28 protein-coding genes and 1 pseudogene are annotated in these 19,855 nt (G+C 28.8%); 21 read left to right on the top strand and 8 right to left on the bottom strand.

The genetic code is table 11. The features are described 5' to 3' along the window. Positions 1–127 precede the first annotated feature (127 nt). Complete coding sequence (locus CLCHR_RS13220; RefSeq protein ID WP_079440301.1) at positions 128–289, bottom strand: DUF1540 domain-containing protein; 162 nt, start codon at positions 287–289, stop codon at positions 128–130. A gap of 453 nt (positions 290–742) precedes the next feature. Here CLCHR_RS13220 and CLCHR_RS24790 point away from each other — a divergent pair, with 453 nt between their 5' ends. From CLCHR_RS24790 to CLCHR_RS13170, 11 genes are all read left to right on the top strand, one after another. Continuing rightward, a complete protein-coding gene (locus CLCHR_RS24790; RefSeq protein ID WP_169896795.1) occupies positions 743–889 on the top strand; it encodes a hypothetical protein in 147 nt (48 codons plus the stop codon). 313 nt (positions 890–1,202) lie between these two features. Then, positions 1,203–1,823, top strand: a complete 621-nt coding sequence (locus CLCHR_RS13215; RefSeq protein WP_079440300.1) for a DUF5052 family protein — start codon at positions 1,203–1,205, stop codon at positions 1,821–1,823. Between the two features lie 48 nt (positions 1,824–1,871). Then, the gene (locus CLCHR_RS13210; RefSeq protein ID WP_079440298.1) at positions 1,872–2,051 is read left to right on the top strand and encodes an NUDIX domain-containing protein; all 180 of its coding nucleotides are present in this window, start codon (positions 1,872–1,874) and stop codon (positions 2,049–2,051) included. A gap of 127 nt (positions 2,052–2,178) precedes the next feature. Continuing rightward, on the top strand, positions 2,179–2,487 hold the full coding sequence (locus CLCHR_RS13205) for a putative quinol monooxygenase (RefSeq protein ID WP_079440296.1): 309 nt from the start codon (positions 2,179–2,181) through the stop codon (positions 2,485–2,487). A 486-nt stretch (positions 2,488–2,973) separates the two neighbouring features. After that, complete coding sequence (locus CLCHR_RS13200) at positions 2,974–4,230, top strand: Y-family DNA polymerase (RefSeq protein ID WP_079440281.1); 1,257 nt, start codon at positions 2,974–2,976, stop codon at positions 4,228–4,230. Between the two features lie 17 nt (positions 4,231–4,247). Then, positions 4,248–4,508, top strand: a complete 261-nt coding sequence (locus CLCHR_RS13195; RefSeq protein ID WP_079440280.1) for a hypothetical protein — start codon at positions 4,248–4,250, stop codon at positions 4,506–4,508. Next, positions 4,487–4,639: a LexA family protein gene (locus CLCHR_RS13190; RefSeq protein ID WP_079440279.1), complete on the top strand. Its 153-nt coding sequence runs from the start codon at positions 4,487–4,489 to the stop codon at positions 4,637–4,639. The genes CLCHR_RS13195 and CLCHR_RS13190 overlap by 22 nt, the downstream gene beginning before the upstream one ends. A gap of 42 nt (positions 4,640–4,681) precedes the next feature. Next, positions 4,682–4,930: a hypothetical protein gene (locus tag CLCHR_RS13185; RefSeq protein WP_079440278.1), complete on the top strand. Its 249-nt coding sequence runs from the start codon at positions 4,682–4,684 to the stop codon at positions 4,928–4,930. A 248-nt stretch (positions 4,931–5,178) separates the two neighbouring features. Next, on the top strand, positions 5,179–6,054 hold the full coding sequence (locus CLCHR_RS13180; protein WP_079440277.1) for an aminoglycoside phosphotransferase family protein: 876 nt from the start codon (positions 5,179–5,181) through the stop codon (positions 6,052–6,054). A gap of 53 nt (positions 6,055–6,107) precedes the next feature. Beyond that, on the top strand, positions 6,108–6,578 hold the full coding sequence (locus CLCHR_RS13175) for a pyridoxamine 5'-phosphate oxidase family protein (RefSeq protein WP_079440276.1): 471 nt from the start codon (positions 6,108–6,110) through the stop codon (positions 6,576–6,578). 135 nt (positions 6,579–6,713) lie between these two features. Next, positions 6,714–7,169, top strand: coding sequence for an AraC family transcriptional regulator (locus CLCHR_RS13170; protein WP_079440274.1), 456 nt, complete (start codon positions 6,714–6,716; stop codon positions 7,167–7,169). A gap of 310 nt (positions 7,170–7,479) precedes the next feature. Here the strand turns inward: CLCHR_RS13170 and CLCHR_RS13165 are convergent, their stop codons facing one another. Continuing rightward, positions 7,480–7,677, bottom strand: a complete 198-nt coding sequence (locus CLCHR_RS13165; protein WP_079440272.1) for a YvrJ family protein — start codon at positions 7,675–7,677, stop codon at positions 7,480–7,482. 92 nt (positions 7,678–7,769) lie between these two features. After that, a pseudogene (locus CLCHR_RS13160) lies at positions 7,770–8,542 on the bottom strand (IS5 family transposase). Between the two features lie 336 nt (positions 8,543–8,878). On the opposite strand from CLCHR_RS13160, the gene CLCHR_RS13155 reads away from it, so the two are divergent. The 10 genes from CLCHR_RS13155 (at position 8,879) to CLCHR_RS13105 (ending at position 15,886) form a co-directional block, all read left to right on the top strand. After that, the gene (locus tag CLCHR_RS13155; RefSeq protein WP_079440264.1) at positions 8,879–9,058 is read left to right on the top strand and encodes a hypothetical protein; all 180 of its coding nucleotides are present in this window, start codon (positions 8,879–8,881) and stop codon (positions 9,056–9,058) included. A gap of 146 nt (positions 9,059–9,204) precedes the next feature. Continuing rightward, complete coding sequence (locus tag CLCHR_RS13150) at positions 9,205–9,630, top strand: hypothetical protein (RefSeq protein WP_079440261.1); 426 nt, start codon at positions 9,205–9,207, stop codon at positions 9,628–9,630. 88 nt (positions 9,631–9,718) lie between these two features. Further along, positions 9,719–10,180 (top strand): GNAT family N-acetyltransferase, encoded by a 462-nt coding sequence (locus tag CLCHR_RS13145; protein ID WP_079440260.1) that lies wholly within the window; start codon positions 9,719–9,721, stop codon positions 10,178–10,180. A 147-nt stretch (positions 10,181–10,327) separates the two neighbouring features. After that, complete coding sequence (locus CLCHR_RS13140; RefSeq protein WP_079440259.1) at positions 10,328–11,233, top strand: hypothetical protein; 906 nt, start codon at positions 10,328–10,330, stop codon at positions 11,231–11,233. Between the two features lie 101 nt (positions 11,234–11,334). Next, positions 11,335–12,060 (top strand): metallophosphoesterase family protein, encoded by a 726-nt coding sequence (locus CLCHR_RS13135; RefSeq protein WP_079440258.1) that lies wholly within the window; start codon positions 11,335–11,337, stop codon positions 12,058–12,060. A gap of 97 nt (positions 12,061–12,157) precedes the next feature. Further along, entirely contained in the window at positions 12,158–12,676 is a 519-nt protein-coding gene (locus CLCHR_RS13130) for a P-loop NTPase family protein (RefSeq protein WP_079440257.1), read from the top strand. Between the two features lie 150 nt (positions 12,677–12,826). Beyond that, entirely contained in the window at positions 12,827–13,312 is a 486-nt protein-coding gene (locus tag CLCHR_RS13125; protein ID WP_079440256.1) for a GNAT family N-acetyltransferase, read from the top strand. A 139-nt stretch (positions 13,313–13,451) separates the two neighbouring features. Then, the gene (locus CLCHR_RS13120; RefSeq protein ID WP_079440255.1) at positions 13,452–13,988 is read left to right on the top strand and encodes a GNAT family N-acetyltransferase; all 537 of its coding nucleotides are present in this window, start codon (positions 13,452–13,454) and stop codon (positions 13,986–13,988) included. A 34-nt stretch (positions 13,989–14,022) separates the two neighbouring features. Beyond that, positions 14,023–14,541 carry an HTH domain-containing protein gene (locus CLCHR_RS13115; protein WP_079440254.1) on the top strand — a complete coding sequence of 173 codons (519 nt, stop codon included), beginning with the start codon at positions 14,023–14,025 and terminating at the stop codon, positions 14,539–14,541. Positions 14,542–15,178: 637 nt separating this feature from the next. Continuing rightward, positions 15,179–15,886, top strand: coding sequence for an SDR family NAD(P)-dependent oxidoreductase (locus CLCHR_RS13105; RefSeq protein WP_079440252.1), 708 nt, complete (start codon positions 15,179–15,181; stop codon positions 15,884–15,886). A 374-nt stretch (positions 15,887–16,260) separates the two neighbouring features. Here the strand turns inward: CLCHR_RS13105 and CLCHR_RS13100 are convergent, their stop codons facing one another. The 5 genes from CLCHR_RS13100 to CLCHR_RS13080 form a co-directional block, all read right to left on the bottom strand. After that, positions 16,261–16,770, bottom strand: a complete 510-nt coding sequence (locus tag CLCHR_RS13100; protein ID WP_169896794.1) for a YfbM family protein — start codon at positions 16,768–16,770, stop codon at positions 16,261–16,263. A 105-nt stretch (positions 16,771–16,875) separates the two neighbouring features. Beyond that, positions 16,876–17,421, bottom strand: coding sequence for a YcxB family protein (locus CLCHR_RS13095; protein ID WP_079440250.1), 546 nt, complete (start codon positions 17,419–17,421; stop codon positions 16,876–16,878). A gap of 284 nt (positions 17,422–17,705) precedes the next feature. Continuing rightward, entirely contained in the window at positions 17,706–18,437 is a 732-nt protein-coding gene (locus tag CLCHR_RS13090) for a hypothetical protein (RefSeq protein WP_079440249.1), read from the bottom strand. 324 nt (positions 18,438–18,761) lie between these two features. Next, on the bottom strand, positions 18,762–18,950 hold the full coding sequence (locus CLCHR_RS13085; protein WP_079440248.1) for a YvrJ family protein: 189 nt from the start codon (positions 18,948–18,950) through the stop codon (positions 18,762–18,764). A 69-nt stretch (positions 18,951–19,019) separates the two neighbouring features. Then, entirely contained in the window at positions 19,020–19,598 is a 579-nt protein-coding gene (locus tag CLCHR_RS13080; protein ID WP_079440247.1) for a hypothetical protein, read from the bottom strand. Between the last annotated feature and the right edge of the window lie 257 nt (positions 19,599–19,855).

The raw sequence follows: 19,855 nt of genomic DNA, 5'->3' as shown, positions 1-19,855 counted from the left end.
TATATCAGAGTTATTCAAAATTAATTTTACTAATTCATCTCTAGATAAAGACATAGCCTGTGCTCCCTTCATTTGATAATTTATTATATCATCCTAATGAAGTTTACACAGACTATTTTACACTCTCTTACATTCCGAGTTCAAAAGAATTACAATCAGTACATTCTTTACTCTTGGCTTTTGATTCATGAGTACCTACTTGTATTTTACTCAATGTGCAATAATTATCATCTTTACAATGGTATTTACATTCATCTACTGTACACCCGATACTTTCGTTATGTTTCACATTAATCACTCCCTTGATTATATTTCTATAATATTATTTGTGTGAATCTAATATTTATACATTTTTGTTTATTCAGCTAATGTTAAGGAAAGCTTTTTCATTAGTGATCTCTTTTATTAAGCAGCCATTAATTTGGCTGTATTTCTTTATGAAAAACAGCAGTTAGGGAAAGTAACTGCCGCTTTTACTTGTTGAGTTTAAAACTGACATGGAAAAGATTTATACTATATAAGCAATGTATTTATATTTAAGATTATTGTGAATAAAGAAAACTATGTGAAAGAGTAAAAGACAGTAAAGTGTTTGTGAATCTACTGTCTTCCGGTGATCTGCCAAGCTATAAAAGATTAGCAATTATAGTCTTAAGAAATTCCTAAGATTTATACAATAAATTATTTAAGGTTTATGCAATATAATATTTCGTAAATAGCGTTAAGGCGGTGATTTTATTATATGAAATATGTGAATATTGATACAATCAAAGATACAATAAAAGACCTTCCGGAAGAAGATCAAGAAATTATATTACATTTGACAGAAATATTTAAAGGTGAAGAAGATGCTATCAATGAATATGTTAAAAATGAATTGATTAATTGATAGATAATATAATAATTGATTTATATAATAGTTTTGGGCTGAATTGCACAAATACAAATCGTTAAACGTAGATTGGGTAGAGATACTTAGTCTACATTTATTTTTATTCAGGAAATTATAATGCAGTTAAAGTTGAGAATAACTTTTAAAAGTAGCGGCTTTACACAGTCTCCGAAGCAGATTTCCTTGTCACATTATCTTGTGCATATTAGACGCATTCAAAAGATAATGTAATGAAAAAATGAAATTTAAAGTAAGAATTTGTATTTTTATAGAATTTTATATACAATAATCAGTAAGGGGGGATGTGTTAATGAAAAAAAGGTTTAAACTAATTGTTCTTGTTATTTCTATTTTTCTAATAGGAATATCTATATTTGGATGTGCCAAGATAAAAGATTTAGCTGGGAAAATTAAAGGTGATTTAGTGGGACAACAATTTACTGTAACCACATATGATGATTATGGAAATAAAACATTAACCGTAGAAGGTAACAAAGTTACAGTAGGATTGTTGCAAAGTAATGATAATTTTGACAAAAAATCTGCAGAATTTAAATCAGAAGTATTAGAAGTCACAGTTAATGGAAGTCAAATGTTTCAAGTTGGGAATACAGTAATATTTGCTGAAAATGGATTAGACATGATAGAAGGTTATGATGCTCCAAAGGATGTTAATGTAGATAAGGGAGGCGGTTATGTTCCACTTGATAGATTTGTTAATGATGTTAAAAATAAAATAGGAAAAGAAAAGACAATTATTATAAGCTCACAACAGGGGATTCCTATAGGAGTATATCAAGGAAAGGATGTCTATGTTACCATACCAGATGATTTACCTAAAATGACTCGAATAAACATAGATGGAAAAACATTGTATATTCATAGAGCTAATTATACTATACTTGATAGTAAGATGATAAAAGGTAAATAACATAGTGGACAGGTATATGTAAAAAAGGAGAAAGCAAAATATTAAGTTTTGGTCATACAATATATAATTCAAGATAATATAATAAAGTATGCTGTATTTCATAGGTCGGATATGCAAGTATGGAAGTTTATTGTTGGTGGTGGTGAAGATGGAGAAACGCCACTCCAATCTGCAAAACGTGAAACTTTTGAGGAAGCTAGTATCTCAACTGACAATAATTATTCCTGAATATACATTTGCAGTGAATGTATATTCAGGAAATGATACTTTAAAAATTAGATAATGCGATATTTACAATATATGTTATAATTAATTTATAAAAGTTTTATTATAGTATATAAAGGGGAATTTAACTATGATAGTAAAAAGTGTGACACTTTATTTAAAAACAGAGTATATAAAGGAATTTATTGAAGCAACTAAAGAAAATCAAAATAATTCATTAAAGGAAAAAGGAATTATATGTTTTGACTTCTTTCAATGTAAAGACGATCCAACGAAATTTTTACTTTATGAGGGCTATAAATCGGAAGAAGATATAAATGAACACGTTAAAACTGAACATTTTAAAAAATGGATAAATACAGTTGAACAATGGTTTTTAAGTCCAAGAGATAAAGCTACGTACATTCCCGTTTCTCAAATAGAAGAAGATTTAAGGTAAATTAATATGCTATTATACTTACTTTTTAAGCGTGAGTATAAAGCGACATAAGAAATTCTCTTGTATTTTATAATGCAGGAGATTTTTATTTTGAAAAACATGTTATTAATCAGGATCGCTATAGAATTTTAGTTATAATAATTTTTTATTTATGAAAGTCTATAAATCTATGTATATAAGGGTTGCTTAATGGCTGGAATGTAAGGTTGTGTATTCAGCATAATAGAAATTGTAGAACTCTTGCTAAAAGTAAAAATGTTTTAGAAGGTCCAGCTTCAAATTGTACTAAAACTTATCCTTGTGATGTTTGTGTAAAGTAACGTAGGTAATAAATTAATTAAATGAATATTTAATTAAGGCCAAAATTAATTTTTTGGTCTTACTTTATTTGGATAAAAAGTTTAGTAAAAAAGAAATTAATCCCTTTACAATAGAACATGCGTTCTGTATAATAACTTAAAGAGAACATGCGTTTGGAGTGATTATATGGTTAGTGATGATGACAAATTAATTTTCCACGTTGATGTAAATTCTGCCTACCTTTCATGGACAGCAGTTAAAATGCTTCAATATGGAAGTACTCTTGATATTAGAAATATTCCTTCAGTAATTGGTGGTAGTGAAGAAAACAGACATGGTATAATACTTGCGGCTTCAATACCTGCTAAAAAATATGGAATTAAAACCGGAGAATCTATCTTTGAAGCAAAGCTTAAATGCAAGGATCTTGCTATATATCCACCGGATTATAACCACTATGTTAAATCAAGTGATGCCTTATATGAAATGTTATGCGAATATTCTCCTAAAATTCAAAGGTATAGCATAGATGAATGCTTCATGGATTGTAGTCATTTTAAAGATAATTATAAAAGAATAGCAATGAGGCTTAAAATGAGAATTAGTGAAGAACTTGGATTTAATTGTAACATTGGAATTTCCACTAATAAGCTACTTGCTAAAATGGCTAGCGATTTTAAACCGAAAAACACTATTCATACTTTGTTTAAACATGAAATGCCTTTGAAAATGTGGGATTTGCCAGTAGAAGATTTATTTATGGTTGGTCGCGCAAGTTCTGCAAAGCTGCACAAATTGAATATTAATACCATTGGTGATTTAGCACATACCGATGTAAACCTATTAATTAATAAATTACATTCCCATGGAAAGCTTATATATGAATATGCTAATGGAGTTGATTATTCTGAAGTAAGAAAATCAAATTATCTTGAAATCAAGGGAATAGGAAATTCGACTACAATTGCATATGATGTTGAAACTATGGATGAAGCTTTCAAAATACTCTTATCGCTTACCGAAAGCGTGGCTATGAGACTTAGAGATAGCAACAGTTTATGCCGTCTTGTTGCAGTAAGTATTAAAACAAATCAATTTGCTCATTATTCCCATCAAAAGCAACTAAATAATCATACAGATTCAACAGAAGTTATTTTTGAAGGTGTAAAAGAAGCATTTAAAGAGGTTTGGAAAGGTGAAAAAATAAGACAATTAGGAATAAGAGTAACTAAACTCTCTAGTAATGAATATTTTCAAGAGACTTTATTTGATTTTCAAAAAAGTGAAAAACAAAGGAAATTAGATAAAACACTAGATGATTTAAGGAATAAATACGGTAAAGAATGTGTAATTAGATCAACTTTTCTACACTCAGGAGTGAGACCCATAAATGGTGGAACGGGTTCGCATGAGGATTATCCTATGATGAGCAGTTTGTTGTAGTAGAGGAAGTGTAGAAAATGAAAGTTGTTTCTAAAGAAGTTGAAATGATAGCTTACTTTAAGAAAGATGGGAGAATTAATCCAATAAGATTTAGAATCGAAGAAGAAAACAAGGTTCAAGTTGTAAAGATATTAAAAATAATAAGCACTGACTTAGAAAAATTATGTGGCAATAAAATGTGGTCATTTACTTGCAGTGCGATTATAGGAGAAATTGAGAAGATATTTGAACTTAAATATGATATTGAAAGATGTAAATGGATTCTTTTCAAAATATAATTCCTCCAACGATTCGAGAAATACAGGATTTTTCAGGTTTAGCTTCAACTGGAAGTATTCAAAGATATTTAGATAAACTTGAGAATGAAGGTCATATTATTAAAGATAAGGGTTGTTGTAGAAGTATATGATTAAAAAAGAAAAGTTAAAAGAATAAAAGGGGGATATTTATAATGAGAGAAATTAATGAAAAAAAAGACAAAGATAGTATTAACGCTATAGGGTGTGGAGCAATGGGATTTGATTTAAAAATTATGAACGACTCAAAAGCCGTAATAACTGTAATTGATAATTATTTAAAGATAAATTACTGGGATTTATATTCTCAGAATAATTTAGAAGCTGCATTCAAAATGGCTAAAGAAAATGAAGCTATTGAGTTAAAGATGTTCGATGTAATAAATAAGTTTATATATAACTAACTAAGATTGATATAAAATATCAACATTATTTAGATTCCATTATTATATGATAATATTAAAATTTTAACTGTTTGGAAAGTAAGCGCAGAATAAGAAACCTCTTGTATTTTATAATTCCATACTTACAAAATATGTTATAATTGATTCATAATAGCAAATAAGGCGAAATAAAGATTATTAAAAAAGGCATAGATAAATTGTAATTTGTCTAACAGAATATCTGCATTTTTCGAAGGAGGTGAGTAGGATTGCCTATATATGACTTTAATACCAGGATACTGATTGAAAAAGGATGGTCAGATGATAAAAAATATTGTGTTACAACACCTTATGGGAAAAAGTATTTGTTACGTATTTCAACAATAGAGAAACAGGACCGCAAGAGGGTTGAATTTGAAATGATGCAGTGTGTAGAAGCGCTCGGTGTTCCTATGTGTAAGCCTATTGAATTTGGCACTTGTGACGAAGGTGTATATTTCCTGCAAAGTTGGATTGAAGGAAAGGATTTCGAAGAGATCCTTACGACGTTAACTGATACTGAACAGTATTCTTATGGAATTGAGGCTGGTCAAATACTAAAACATATTCATACTATCCCAGCGCCTAATACGCAGGAGGAATGGGAGGCACGATTTAATCGTAAAATCGAGCGAAAAATCCAAATGTATAAAGATTGCCCTATAAAATATGAAAACGGACAATTTTTTATTGACTATATAAATGCGAACCGCTATTTGTTGAAAAATCGCCCACAATGCTATCAGCACGGTGATTATCATGTAGGTAATATGATGATTGATTATGATGGCAAGCTTCAAATTATTGACTTTGATAGAGATGATTTTGGTGATCCATGGGAGGAATTTAATCGAATTGTTTGGTGTGTACAAAAATCGCCACTTTTTGCTTCAGGGATGGTAAATGGCTATTTTTATGGAAATGTACCAATGGATTTTTGGCGATTGCTTGCATTATACATTTCAAGCAATACCCTATCATCTATACCTTGGGCAATTCCATTTGGGCAAAGTGAAATTGACACCATGAAAAATCAAGCTAAAGAAGTTCTGGAATGGTATAATAATATGCAAAATCCCGTTCCTAGTTGGTATAAGGGGGCATAAAATGAGCATGAAGAGAAGTGGGCAAATTCCAATTTGTAAAGGAGATATTAGAAATGACCACCTACGAAAAAAGTTTAAATGTTTTAGAAGAATTATTTGCAAAAGATTATCAATTTGCTTTAGCAACATCAAATGATAATACTCCATCTGTTAGGTTTGTAGATACTTTTTATGATAAAAGTGCATTTTATATTGTTTCTTATGCAAAATCACAGAAAGTAAAAGAGATTGAGAATAATCCTAAAATCACAATGTGCAATAAATTATATCGTTTTACTGGAATTGCTCATAATATTGGACATCCATTATTAGAAGAAAATCTTAGAATTAGAGAAAAGTTGACAAAGGCATTTGAACCCTGGTATTTTGCTCACAATAATGAAAGTGATGAAAATATGTGCTATATAAAAATAGAATTAAAACAAGGTTTCTTTTATAAAGATGGAACTGGATATAAAATTGATTTTGAAAATAGAAAAGCTGAGGAATTTCCATTTACATTTGATATTGTAATGATTGATTAAATTATAAATAACAATGGAATTGGGAGTATTATAAATTGTTATTTGACAATTTTAAAAAATAAGTTGAAATACATTTTAAAGCATTATATGATGAGTTCAGGCATCGATGTACTATATTAAAAGAGAAGGTATATTATGGACATTAGTATTGAAATGATATCATCATGTGAAATTGCTTATATACGAAGAACAGGTCCTTATGGTCCAGAGAATGTGCAAATAATGGAGCAATTAAAAAGTTGGGCTAGAGAAGAAAATTTATTTAATGAAACTTCAATCATATTAGGAATAGCCCAAGATAATCCTAAGCTTACAGAACCTAAGGATTGTCGTTATGATACATGCTTAGTTGTTTCGGATGAATTTAAGGTTGATAATAAGTATATTAATTTTGGGAAAATTATTGGTGGAAAGTATTGCGTATTTAAAATAAGTCATACGGCAGAGGATATGCAAAAAGCATGGGATGAGATATTTTCAGAGTTATCAAAAAGAGATTACGAGTTTGATGATAGAAGACCTATAATTGAAAGATATGCGATACAAATGATAAATAAGCATTTCTGTGAAATTTGTGTACCAATAATATAAAGTGAAACTTTTCAGGTGGAGTTTTATACTCCACCTGAATTTAGTTGAACTTATGCCCTCAAGGGGCACCTCGTCCAGGAGCTAGCAGCCTTATGTTCTACTTGAAGAAGAGGGGTGCTACTGCTGCTAGCTATCAGATAAAAGAATATTAGGACGAAATACAATACATTGTTGAGATGATTTGCAATATTCTTAACTAGTGTATAACTTTATAATCTGAATTCAAATTAAACTACTTAGTTTTAGAATTAATCTATAAGAAATTTTTAAAAGGCGATAAACATAAAAATAATGTTTATCGCCTTTTTACTCATGCCACTTTATGAGAATCATCACTAGAATCTACATCTAGAGCAACTCCAAGTTTTGCTGATATGATGGTATTTAACTTGTTAATGGAACTTGATAAGCTAACTATTTGTTTCTCTAAGCGTATCAGTAAATATGCTGAAACTGCTACAGGAAAGTCATTGTTAACCATAAGGTTCATTAATTCACTTATCTCCATATTAATCACCTCCTATAAAGGATATATGAGAGAAAATAGAAGATTTTATTTTAAGAAAAAATAGGGCGTGTCTGAAAACAATATCGCCTATACTATTTTGACAAAACCAAAATAGACGCAACATAAACAAAAGCAAGAAAAGAAGACGCAAACTTGTCATAGCGAGTTGAAATTCTGCGGAAATGCTTGATTTTATTAAAGAAACATTCAACTAAATGGCGTTCCTTATAAGTCCACCAGTCACAAGGCCATGGATTCTTTGCATTTGATTTAGGTGGAATTGTATAGAAGGCTTCTTTTTAATCAATGTATTCTCTGATTTCCTTTGTGCCATAGGCTTTATCACCTAAAACATTGCTACCTGTTATATCAATATTTGAAAGAACATCCACGGCAAGCGTACTGTCATGTAAGTTACCAGAAGACAATTGAAAATAGACTGGATTACAAATACCATCGACAATTGCATGGATTTTTGTTGTATGTCCACCATGGCTTAGTCCAATATGCTGTTTTGTTTCGTGATTTATAGCCCTTTTTTAGCACCTGCACTATGCTGGTGAGCTTTTATGTAAGTGGAATCAATGCTTAGATTTTCATAATCTGCTTCGGAATTTAATTCCTTAAAAAGGGATAATAAAGTACCGTCATCACGCCACTTGCAAAAACGGCTATATACGGTTTTCCATGAACCAAAGCGTTATGGTAAGTCACGCCATGCGGCTCCGCTTCGTGAGATCCATAAGATTGCATTGAGCATAATCCTATTATCAATTGGAGGACGTCCGGTTTTTGCTATTGGAAATTGATCTTTTATTTGATTCCATTGTTCATCAGATATTTCATAACGCTTTTGTACCATAATAGTTACCTCTAAGTTTTTCTTTTATTTTATCTAAAACTTAGATTTTGTGCAAATTTTTGTTTTCAGACACGCCCTAATCAAAAGATATTAATTGCTTCAAGCTGAAAGGAATATAGGAGATATAAAAACTTGATTAAATGCGGTTAGTTAAAACGTAGATTTTCTTTTACTTTAAGTATATTAATATCATCATTTTAAAAGTATTGGCTTATTAGGTAATGGTATTAATATAGATATATGAAAAACTTGTAAAAAAATACAATTATAATATAATAAGTGTATGGCAATGTTTGGAATAGTAAGATTTTATGATTACAGAATGTGAGGAAGTAGTGCATGGAAATTAATTATATGACACTAGTTATGAATTGGATTAATTTTGCAATAATAGCTGCAATGGTAATTGGAATAATCAAAGGTATAAAAGAGATAAAGAAGTTTCTAAATAGAAATAAACAAATGGATAAAAAGTTAGATGATATTCTAAATCAATTAGAAAAGAGTAAAAGGGATTAAATTTTAAAGTATTGATAATATATTCTTTTGTATGATGTGAGTAAAATTATAAAATGTCTAGTTTGTTCGAAAGAAATGCCAGGAACAGATCTAAAGGCTAATGCATTTTATTGGACATTTATAATATTAAAATAAAGGAGTCTTATATGAAAAAAACAACAAATATTTTAGTATCGGTATTATTTTTTTGGTTCACACTTGATATTCTTGGGATGAAAATCGGAAATTTCTATCTTGTTGAGTCGGCTATCAGGGATGAGCCTATAGATATTATATGGTGGGTAATTTTTGTAATCTGCTTTATTATATTTATCGTGAAAGATAAAATAGGTAAATATATACTATTATCTTTTGTTTCTTTTTGGTGCTTAATTCAATATTCAATGTATTTTAAATCTCAGAAAAGAATAGAAAGCTACAATAGTTTTTTTAAGGAAACGCATCATATAATATCGCCTTCAAGTCAATTTTTAATAAAAGATACTTATCACATTTTTTTGGATTTATTTCTCTTTATTGTGTTAATTAATTTAGTTATTTTCGCTATAAAATCAAAGAGAAGCCAAAATTAATGTTAAATTTATGCCGCAACATTCTAGACGGTGGGGTAAAGATTATTTATAAGTTAGCAGATAAATTATAATTTGTAGGGGAGAAAAGATGATGGAAATAATAGCATATGAGATGCAGTTTACGAGTAAAGCTGTTCAAGAAACAGATATAAAGTTAGAAGTATTTAAAGATGAATTTTATCCTCAATATGAAAAAGTATATAATCAATGTTTCTTTGATATGAGAAAAGCCTTAGAGATAGAACCATATAATTTTTATTCAGGAATTGAAAAATTAGATGATAAAAAGAAAAACATCTATGTTCTGTGGAATGATAATACAGTGATAGGTTCAGTTGCCTGCTATGGAAATGAGATAGATGATTTAATAGTTAATAAAAGTTATCAAAATAAGGGTGTTGGAAAGAAGCTTTTGCTTTGGTCAATTAAACATATTAGAAATAAAAACGATAAGCCAATAATTCTTCATGTTGCAAAATGGAATGAGAAGGCTTTAAAGCTTTATTTGGATAATGGTTTTGAAATAAGTAAAATTGAAAAAGTTAGATAAATTCCAATTTGCAGAGGTGTAGTATAAAAAGTATATGAATTATAATCTGGAGTTATTTCACCATTGTAAATTATTGTGAAGAAATGATTACTATTTAACTAACAGATAAATAGTTATTTATCATTAAAATTAAATGGAGGTTTGATTATGTATTATGAACAATCTAGGAACTTTATTTATAAGAATGCTAGACCACTTGATATAGCAAGATGGAAATACCTGTTTGAAAACGGGAGCAACGAAGATGTTCTGACAGCATTAATTGCATACCAAAATGAGGATGGAGGCTTTGGAAATGCACTTGAGCCAGATTGTTGGAATCCTAATTCATCTCCAGTGCAAACGTGGGTTGCCACGGAAATCATTAAAGAGATAAATCTGAAGGATAAAAATCACCCAATTATACAAGGAGTATTGAGTTATTTGTCCTCAGGAAAGGATTTTGATGGACATACATGGTCAAATGCAGTAGCTACTAACAATGATTATCCTCATGCACCTTGGTGGAATTTCGAACCTTATCAGGAAACATCATATAATCCTACAGCATGTTTTATTGGTTTTATATTGAAATTTGCAGATAAAAATAGCAAACTTTTTGAATTGGCTTGTGTCCTTGCTAAAGAAGCATACAGTTATTTTAAGGTGAATTTTCCTATGGAATCTATGCACACTGTTTCTTGCTTTGTTGAATTATATGAGTATATAAAAGAATGTTCAATTAACAATCTTTTGGATATAGATGAATTCAGTACTTTACTACACGAACAGATTCAACATGTTATAACATATGACACATCAAAGTGGACAGTTGATTATGTATGTAAACCATCTTTATTCATAGATACTAAAACAAGCGATTTCTATATGGAGAATAAAGTAATATGCGATTATGAATGTGAATTTATTTTAAATACTCAAGAATTAGATGGTACATGGGGTATTACATGGTCATGGACAGATTATCCTGAACAATGGAACATTAGCAAGAATTGGTGGAAATCAGATTTGATTATAAAAAATATACGATATATTAAAGCACTACACAGTTAAATTTCCAATTTATCGCTTAGTTAATTCATAATTTTCTTAAAGTGTGTCGCAACAGTAAATTATTACGAAGAAACTAAATATATAAATTAAGGAGAAATTTTATGAAGGTGGCAGTTTTATCTGATATTCACGGTAATGGAATAGCATTAGAATATGCAATAAATGATTTGAAAAGTTTAGGTATTAAAAAAGTTATCATTTTAGGAGATATTATAATGAAGGGGCCTATGCCTTTGAAGTCACTTGAAATGCTAAAAGATAAGGATTTAGAAATTATAGCATGGATTAAAGGAAATACAGATTTATGGCTTGAAGAAATTACAGATGTTTGGATACCTTCAACAAGAAGAGAATATGAACTAAATTTATACTATAAATATGCAAAGGATAAGTTGAAAGAAGAACAAATAGTATTTCTTAAAGAATTACCATTAGAGTGTTCGATTAATATAAATGGAATTAGCATACTTTGTGTTCATGGAACACCTCAATCCATAGTTGAAGCATTAGATAGCAGTGTTTCAGAAGAAGAAATCAAGAAAGCAATAAAAGGTGTAGAAGAACAACTTATTTTAAGCGGGCACTCCCATACTTCTTTTATTGGTGAAGTAGATGGTAAAATTATATTTAATGTGGGAAGTATAGGTAATTCACTTGATGGTGATAATAGAATATCCTATGGAGTTTTAGATTTTGTTGAAGGTAGAGTTAATTTAGTAAATAGAAGAATTAGTTATCCTGCAGATGAGATTATTAACATAGCAATTGACAATAAATTTCCACTACTGAATGAATATAAAAGCATTATATTGAATGCTTCTATGTAATATACATAATTGTTAATCTGTAACATTATTCTTGTAAGACGTATGAGTAAAAAATTGTGAAGTGTAAACTTTTTATTTGCTAATTGGAGGTGATATTTTGAAGATAGACATTATTGGCGCTGTTGGGAGTGGTAAGACTACATTAGCACACAGGATTGCCGAAAAATTTAATATTCCTTGTTATGAGCAAGATAATATAGTTTGGATGAGAACAAGTAAAGGTGATGTTAGGCGTCCAGATGATGAAATAGAAAATATGTTTATCAATATATTGACAAGTGACAATTGGGTAATTGAAGGTTCGCCAAGAAAACTTTTAAAAAAGCGTTACGAGTATAGTGAATATATAATTTTTTTAGATACAAATTCCTTACTAAGATTGTATAGAATTTTAAGGAGATGGATTCGGCAGAGAATAGGAAAAGAATCCTATAATACCAAGCCAACATTAAGATTTTTATGGATGAATATAAAATGGCATTTTGAATTTAATAATGAAAAGAAAATGTTAATGCTCGAATTACTACAATGTGGCGTAAGGTATAAGCGATTTACTAATGGACGTGACGCCATAGATTTTTGTTATAGTACATACAAAAGGAAATGTGGCAGTTAGTTTAATTTTTAAATTTGTTACTGGTTCGATATTCAGTTAACTATTAGATTTTAAATTATACTGAAAGGATTATGTATAAATCAGCAGACCAATGGTAATTTGAAAGTAAGAGGGATCTATTAATTATGAAAAATTTGTGGAGGATAGTTTATGATAAAGCAGGCAGATGAAAATGATATTCTCACGATTGAGGGGATTCTGCTAGATGCGGTAATTTGGATGAAAAAAAATAAATTACAGAATCAATGGAATGAGGACAGTATAAAGTGGAATTATCTATCAAAATATTATCAGGTTAATGATTTTTATATTAATTATCAGAATGGGGTGCCAGCAGCATGTATAGCGATAACTGATTTGGATCTAAAATATTGGTCTGAAATTCCACAAGGAAAGTCACTATATATACATAAATTAGCTGTTAAGAGAGAATTTGCAGGCAAAGGTATTTCAGAAGAACTTATTAATTTTGCAAAAAAATTATCATTAAAAAATGGTATCAATTCACTAAGATTAGATTGCAATTTGCAAAGAAATAAATTGAGGATGTTATATGAAAATGAAGGTTTTATATATGCAGGTAGGAAGAATTCAGAAAATAATTATGAAATGGCACTATATGTATGGCATATATAAAAATTCGCTTAACGATAAATAACAATTTGCAGAGGTGTAGTATAAAAGTATATAAATTATAATCTGGAGTTATTTCACAACTGTATATTATTGTGAAGCGAAGAAAATTAATATTATATATATGATGAGGAGGATTTTTATGAAGGACCCATACGAAATATGCCCCACTTTTGAAACAGAAAGTTTTATTTTAAGACTCGTTTCAGAAGAAGATTCCGAAGGTCTACTTAGATGTTATTCTGATAGTAAGGCACAAAAAGTTTTTAACTCTGATAGGTGTACAGGTGATTTCTGTATTTACGCAATTGAGGATATGTTGCAATGCATTAAAGCTTGGCTTTATGCATATTCTCAACAAGAATTTATACGCTTTGCAATTATAGATAAATCACTATCTAAAGCTATTGGAACAGTAGAAATGTTTGGTTATGTTGGTAAAGATAAAATCAAAACAGGAATACTCCGAGTTGATGTTTCTTCTGAATACGAAAATGTAGATTACTTAAACGAAATATTTAATGTTTGTGACGAGAACTTTTTTGATTTGTTTGAGGTTGATATAATTGCAACTAAGGCAATACCTCAAGCTGTTGAAAGACGGAATACATTAATAAAAAATGATTTCTGTGAAGGCAAGGTATCTGAAGGAGAACACTATTATTTGCGTTCAAAATAAGAATAAACTATAAATATTATTAAAGGAGACTATGATGGAAATTAATTCAATTAAGACTATCGTTTCTACAAACTTCAATCAAACTGAAGATGTTATAAGAAAAGAGATAGAAAATTTGCTTGAAAACTATAAAATTGAACTGAAATCTTTAAGCAAGATGATAGGAGTCGATTATGTTTGGTTGAAAGATTATATGGATGGAAAAAATAAATTATATGATTTTTTCACAAATATCGTAAATTCTGGTGAGAATAATGAAGAGAATTTGAAAAATTCCAATGTTCCGAACCCTTCGCATTTATGCAACATGATTTTTATGCTATCTGAAGGGATAGCGATGGTTAATAAAGATGACCGAGTTAAAGGAGTAATAGATGTGCTAATAGGTGAGTTTGAAATTAGCTATGAAACCTTAGCTATATATTCAGGACTTGAGCTAGGAGATTTGCAAAGTTTTATGAATGATACTAATTCTGTTCCCTGTGAGAAAAAATATAAGTTAGCAGTAGCAAGTCTATTTTTGCATTATTTATGTAAAAAGCAATTAAATTAATTCATTACCTTCTTATAAAATATAATAGTAGATTATTGTGGAATAAATTCAAGCAAGATAGTTATTAAAAATAAAGTCTTATTTATTATATGAATAGAGAAAGGTGTGGTTATTATAAATAACTATTTTAAGTCATTACTAACTCGTATCAGTAAATCAAGTCTATTTATAGGAAACTTATTAATGAGTATAATTATATTTTTTTATATGTCTTTTTTACATGACTTAAGCCAATTATCAGCAGGTGTTTCATTGTGGCATAGTACAATTTTTGAGGTTTATATACTATTGCTTATTAGTTTAATTGGTACTATGCTAGGGTTTATCACCAAACGTAATCACATGAAAAAGATTTGTGCTTATACAATTTTGGGATATTTATTATCAATTCTATCTATTAATGCTTATTACCATAAAAGAATCTACTTCTACTTTCCAATGCAAATGCTGGTAGGATTTATATGTATACTTCCATTTATTATTTCTTTTCCTTATGTTTTAGGACATAAAGATAGTTTGAAATAATCAAAATGTCTTTATGTTTTTTATCCTAACATATTACGCGATATTTTTAAAGTGTGTCGCAACAATAAATTATTATGTAGCAAAGGTGCAAATTGATAAGGAGAATTAAGTTATGAAAAATGTATTAATTACTGGTGGAGCAAGAGGTATTGGTAAAGAATTGATAGAAGTTTATTATGCAAATAATTATAATGTTTTTTCTGTTGTGAGAAAACAAGAAGATGCAGAAGAATTGAATAAAGAATTTAAAAATAACTTTACTCCAATTGTAACAGATTTAACAGATGATAAATGCATTAATATTATAAAAAATACTTTATCTAAAACCGTAAATCATCTTGATTTATTAATTAATAATGCAGGTGTTCCAGGAAATGCGTATAAAATTGAAGATGTAACATCAATAGAAATGAAGTCTTTATTTGATATTCATTGTATTGCAATTATTAGAAGCACTCAAGCGACATTAGATTTTTTAAAAAAGTCTAAAAAGCCCAAAATAGTTAATATTACATCAAGATTAGGATCATTAAGTGCAATGGCATCAGGAGAATTTGAGGATCGAAATTTTTCATATTCTTATCGCATTGCTAAAGCGTCTCAAAATATGTTGAGTATTTGCTTGAAAGAAGAACTTAAATCATACAACATAGATGTTATTTCAATTCATCCAGGAAAAGTTAAAACACAATCAGGTTCATCTGATGCGAATTCAAGTGCATATGAATCTGCTAGAAAGATATTCAAATGGATTGAAGGCGATAATATAAATAAAAAAGGTACATTTACTGAGCCATATGAAAGAGATTGGTTATGGTAATGATTGTATATTTGATATTATTATTTCACAACATTATTTTTAGACGAACAAAGAGTTATAATTTATTTATAAAAGTGTTATCCAAAAAAATATAAGAAGTAATATATTACTTTACTTATTTCTCGATATTTTTTTAAATTAGGTATTGATAAGGCTGCAAATGGTTACTTTTCAAAATTTAATTATTATTTATAAATGCCATAACTCAGCATAAATTCAGATCATTTAGAAATAGAATTATTTTATAATCTTATAGATGGCGCAGCAAAAGAAATATAACAAATTCAATATGAATAATGCTATATTTCTTTTACTTATGTATAGCTTAGGAATATAAAGCATCATATGACAAGTTATTCATATACTGATAAATCCTAATAAATACTTACTATAACATGAACTTTCTTATTAAAGGCCTTTTCATAGAAATTAAGAAGATTTTTGTACTCATGGACTAATTCATCAAATAATTCTTCTTTGTCAGTATCCCGCCAAATATCGGGATAGATTCTTGCTTTCCTAAATGTTGATAAGTCGAAGAGCTTTTTTAATTTGCTAATATCTATACTTTTTAAGGAGGTTATGATTTCAGATAAATCTTCAAATTTTGTATACGCAACAAAATCTACATTTTCGTCATCACTATTCAAGACGTTAACCCCAACTATTGCTTCACTCAACCTATTTCCTTCAATTGGCTGGCTTGCTGACACACCAGTCAGTAGAAAATGTAGACCATCCCACAGTTTATCAATATCATATTCTTGATTCTCCATGTCTTGATTAAGCTCTTCAATTTTTTCAATTAAATCATCGTTTTCTAATGTAACTAATTCCTCAAGAGTTTGCGCATTAATCATCATATACCGACCCAAAAGTCCCATAAAATAAATCCTCCTGCTAATATAAATAAACTTATAAGGCATATAAAAAAATATATTATTTTGAATAATTATTTAATCGTGTTTATAAAATCATTACTACGCCACTTACTTACAGTAGTTGTAGTAACTTTTGCCTAACGTAGACTTGAAAATTGTCCTTAGCTGTTCCATCACATTTATTGGAATATCTTTTTTAGGAACTATATGTGCTTGTGAAATACTAATATATAGATAGAGATAACTATCTGTTTCATATATCTTGTAAAATGAATTGTATGCAATTTCTGATTTGCCATTTGTTAACTCAGCCTTAAGCTCAACATCCAGATATTCTGAAGTAAATCTATATATCGTCAGATTTTCTACTAAACTTTTAGCAGACTTATAATAAACTTTAGGTGCCAATATCACAAGGTAAGATATTAAGATTCCTGCAATAATAAGTATAATGGATAGAACTATACTTATAAAATCATATCCAAATATAATACCAGTGTATAAAGATGCTGACATACCTACGAATAGAATCACATAAAATATTAAAATTTTTCGCTTATATGATTTTCCTCTAAAAGAACTAAATAAAAAGAATTCTTTATATATATCGTATGTTACAGTGTTTGTTACTTCTACTAAGATTTCCTTGTTCATAATTCCACCCTCCAGAGTGTTTATTAACCAGCTTCAATTAAAAAGCCTGCATGAATTTTAATCTCTTTTATACTAATATTCTACAATTATCTGAGATTTATTACTTGGAAATTCATTGAAGATTCCTTGGAAATCTGTATGACACATTATTAAATTTTCGAAGATCACTTTTTTATTGTTACAATTAATTAAAAGTATTTTATATTTCTAGAGTATTAATTATATTATTCTACACACTTCACCTTCATCATATTCAAAATCATTATAAAATTATATCCCATGAGTTATTGATGCTTAATATTGTTGCTATCTAATACTTTTGAAAGCTCAGAATTGCTATTACTTAACTTTTCATTAGAAAGTTTATAGCTGTCATCTGCTGATTTTTTATACTTTTGTTGATTTGTTTTTAGGTAAATCGATTCATTTTCATAGCCATCACAGAGTAATTTATATCCCTCATTTAATTGATTAACATAGGTACTTAACTCTGAAGAAATAGTTATGTTTGAAATGTCAGCCATATTCTTTTTTACAAGTTCATCGTGGGCTTGTATGCTTTTGATGTAGTCATTTATCGTTATTTTCTTATTATTAATTTGCTGAACATCATCATTTCTCTTTTTTATATCATTTGAAATATTATCTAAATAAGGCCTGATTGTATTTAATGAATCTACAATTTCTTTTTGTTTGTTTTGGACAGGTGAAACAGCTACATTACCTATACCATTACTGCTGCTTAATTCTATATTGCTAGGTTTATTACCTAAGTTTAGAATTTTACCATATGCAAATGGAGCAATAGCGCCTATGATAATAATTGGAACAATTATTGAAAATATCTTTCTAAAGACATTTGTGATTTTTTCTTTTGCTTCATATTTCTGTCTTTGTCTTGGATCATCTAGATGGTTTTGAGCTAAGTATTTATAATAAGCTTCTTCATTGTTCTTTTTAAGGTTCTTTAAACCTTTGTCCATTTCTTTTCTAAATTTTTTCTGAGCGGAGTTCAATTAATTCACCTCTTCTATGTATTTAACTTTGTTCTTGATTATATATGTGCTTATAATTTTATAATTATATTTCAAACAGGCTAGTGTTAATTTGATGATTATGTAGACAAGCTATTAAATTTACATGAATAATTATATCAGAAAAAGTCTAATGTGGGAATTTAAGGTTTTAAATTAAATAAATAACTATTTGCTGTTTATATAAATGGGAATTCTAGTTGATATATTAAGGATAATCATGAATTATATTTATTAAATCATACAGATAAGTAGCTAAGACAAAAGGTAAGGCAATAAACATAAATAAATGCTTATTGCCAACTTTTAAGCAACTTTGCTAGAATCATCATTATCAATAACAACCCCAAGTTTCGTTGATATTATGGTATTAAGTTTATTAATTGAATTGGATAGGCTTCCAATTTGTTTTTCTAAGCGAATTAGCAAATATGCCGCAACTGCTATAGCAAAACCATTGTTAGCTACAAGACTAATTAATTCATTAATCTCCACGATCATCACCTCCTGTTAAAGATATATGGTTAACACCTATATTTAACAGGAGAATATAAAAAATAATGCTTATTGTTTACCTCCTTGATTGACTATATGCTCGTAGTAATAGGCTATAGCAAAATCAACAATGGTACTAACATAAGTATTTAAGTCAGGATGAATGCTTTTAAGTTCATTAACCTTTCTAACAGTAGAAGCTCTTAGCATATAAGTTCTCTTAACATCCAAGTATTCTCCATTAATTGGAGGGGCCATACCATTTGATGTAGGAGTTTTTCTATTGTCTTCTAAGATGTTACTTTTATTAGTTATAATTTGATTATTTTGATTTGTCAAACTGCTAGGTGTATTTTTATTTATTGATGCCTCGACATTATTTGAAGATGCATTGGTTTGTATGTTTTGAGTTGGATCAGATGAAACATTAAAATCAATATCAGTAATTGGTTTAGATTTCATATTAATATCATTTACGATATGCTTATTATCTATAGGTATCACTTCATTTATTAAATCATCATCAAAAGAAAATGATGAAATACATTCTCCAGTTACTATTGGTTCTGATGTAAAACCGCAAACATCAAGTTCCTCTTCAGCAGCAAAGTCGTTTGTAGGTGGTTCAGATTTTTTTCTTTTGGCCATAAGTAGTTCTCCTTTTAAGTATTATTACTTAGGATATATGTTTAAATGAAGCGTATTCTATTATGGTAGAGAATAAATATGGTGAAGAATACTACCATAGAAGAATACATACATAAATATTCTGAACAATATATATTCTGAAGAATAACAGAATATATATTCTAAGCCATAGTACCATAGATATTCTTCAGAATATGCTGTAATTATGCGGGTTGGTGCTAGTATAGTTTTATGGACACATTTGGAAAATAAATTAT

It is taken from the genome of Clostridium chromiireducens, from assembly GCF_002029255.1.
Taxonomy (GTDB): Bacteria; Bacillota; Clostridia; order Clostridiales; family Clostridiaceae; genus Clostridium; species Clostridium chromiireducens.
This window is presented reverse-complemented; position numbering and strand designations above follow the sequence as displayed.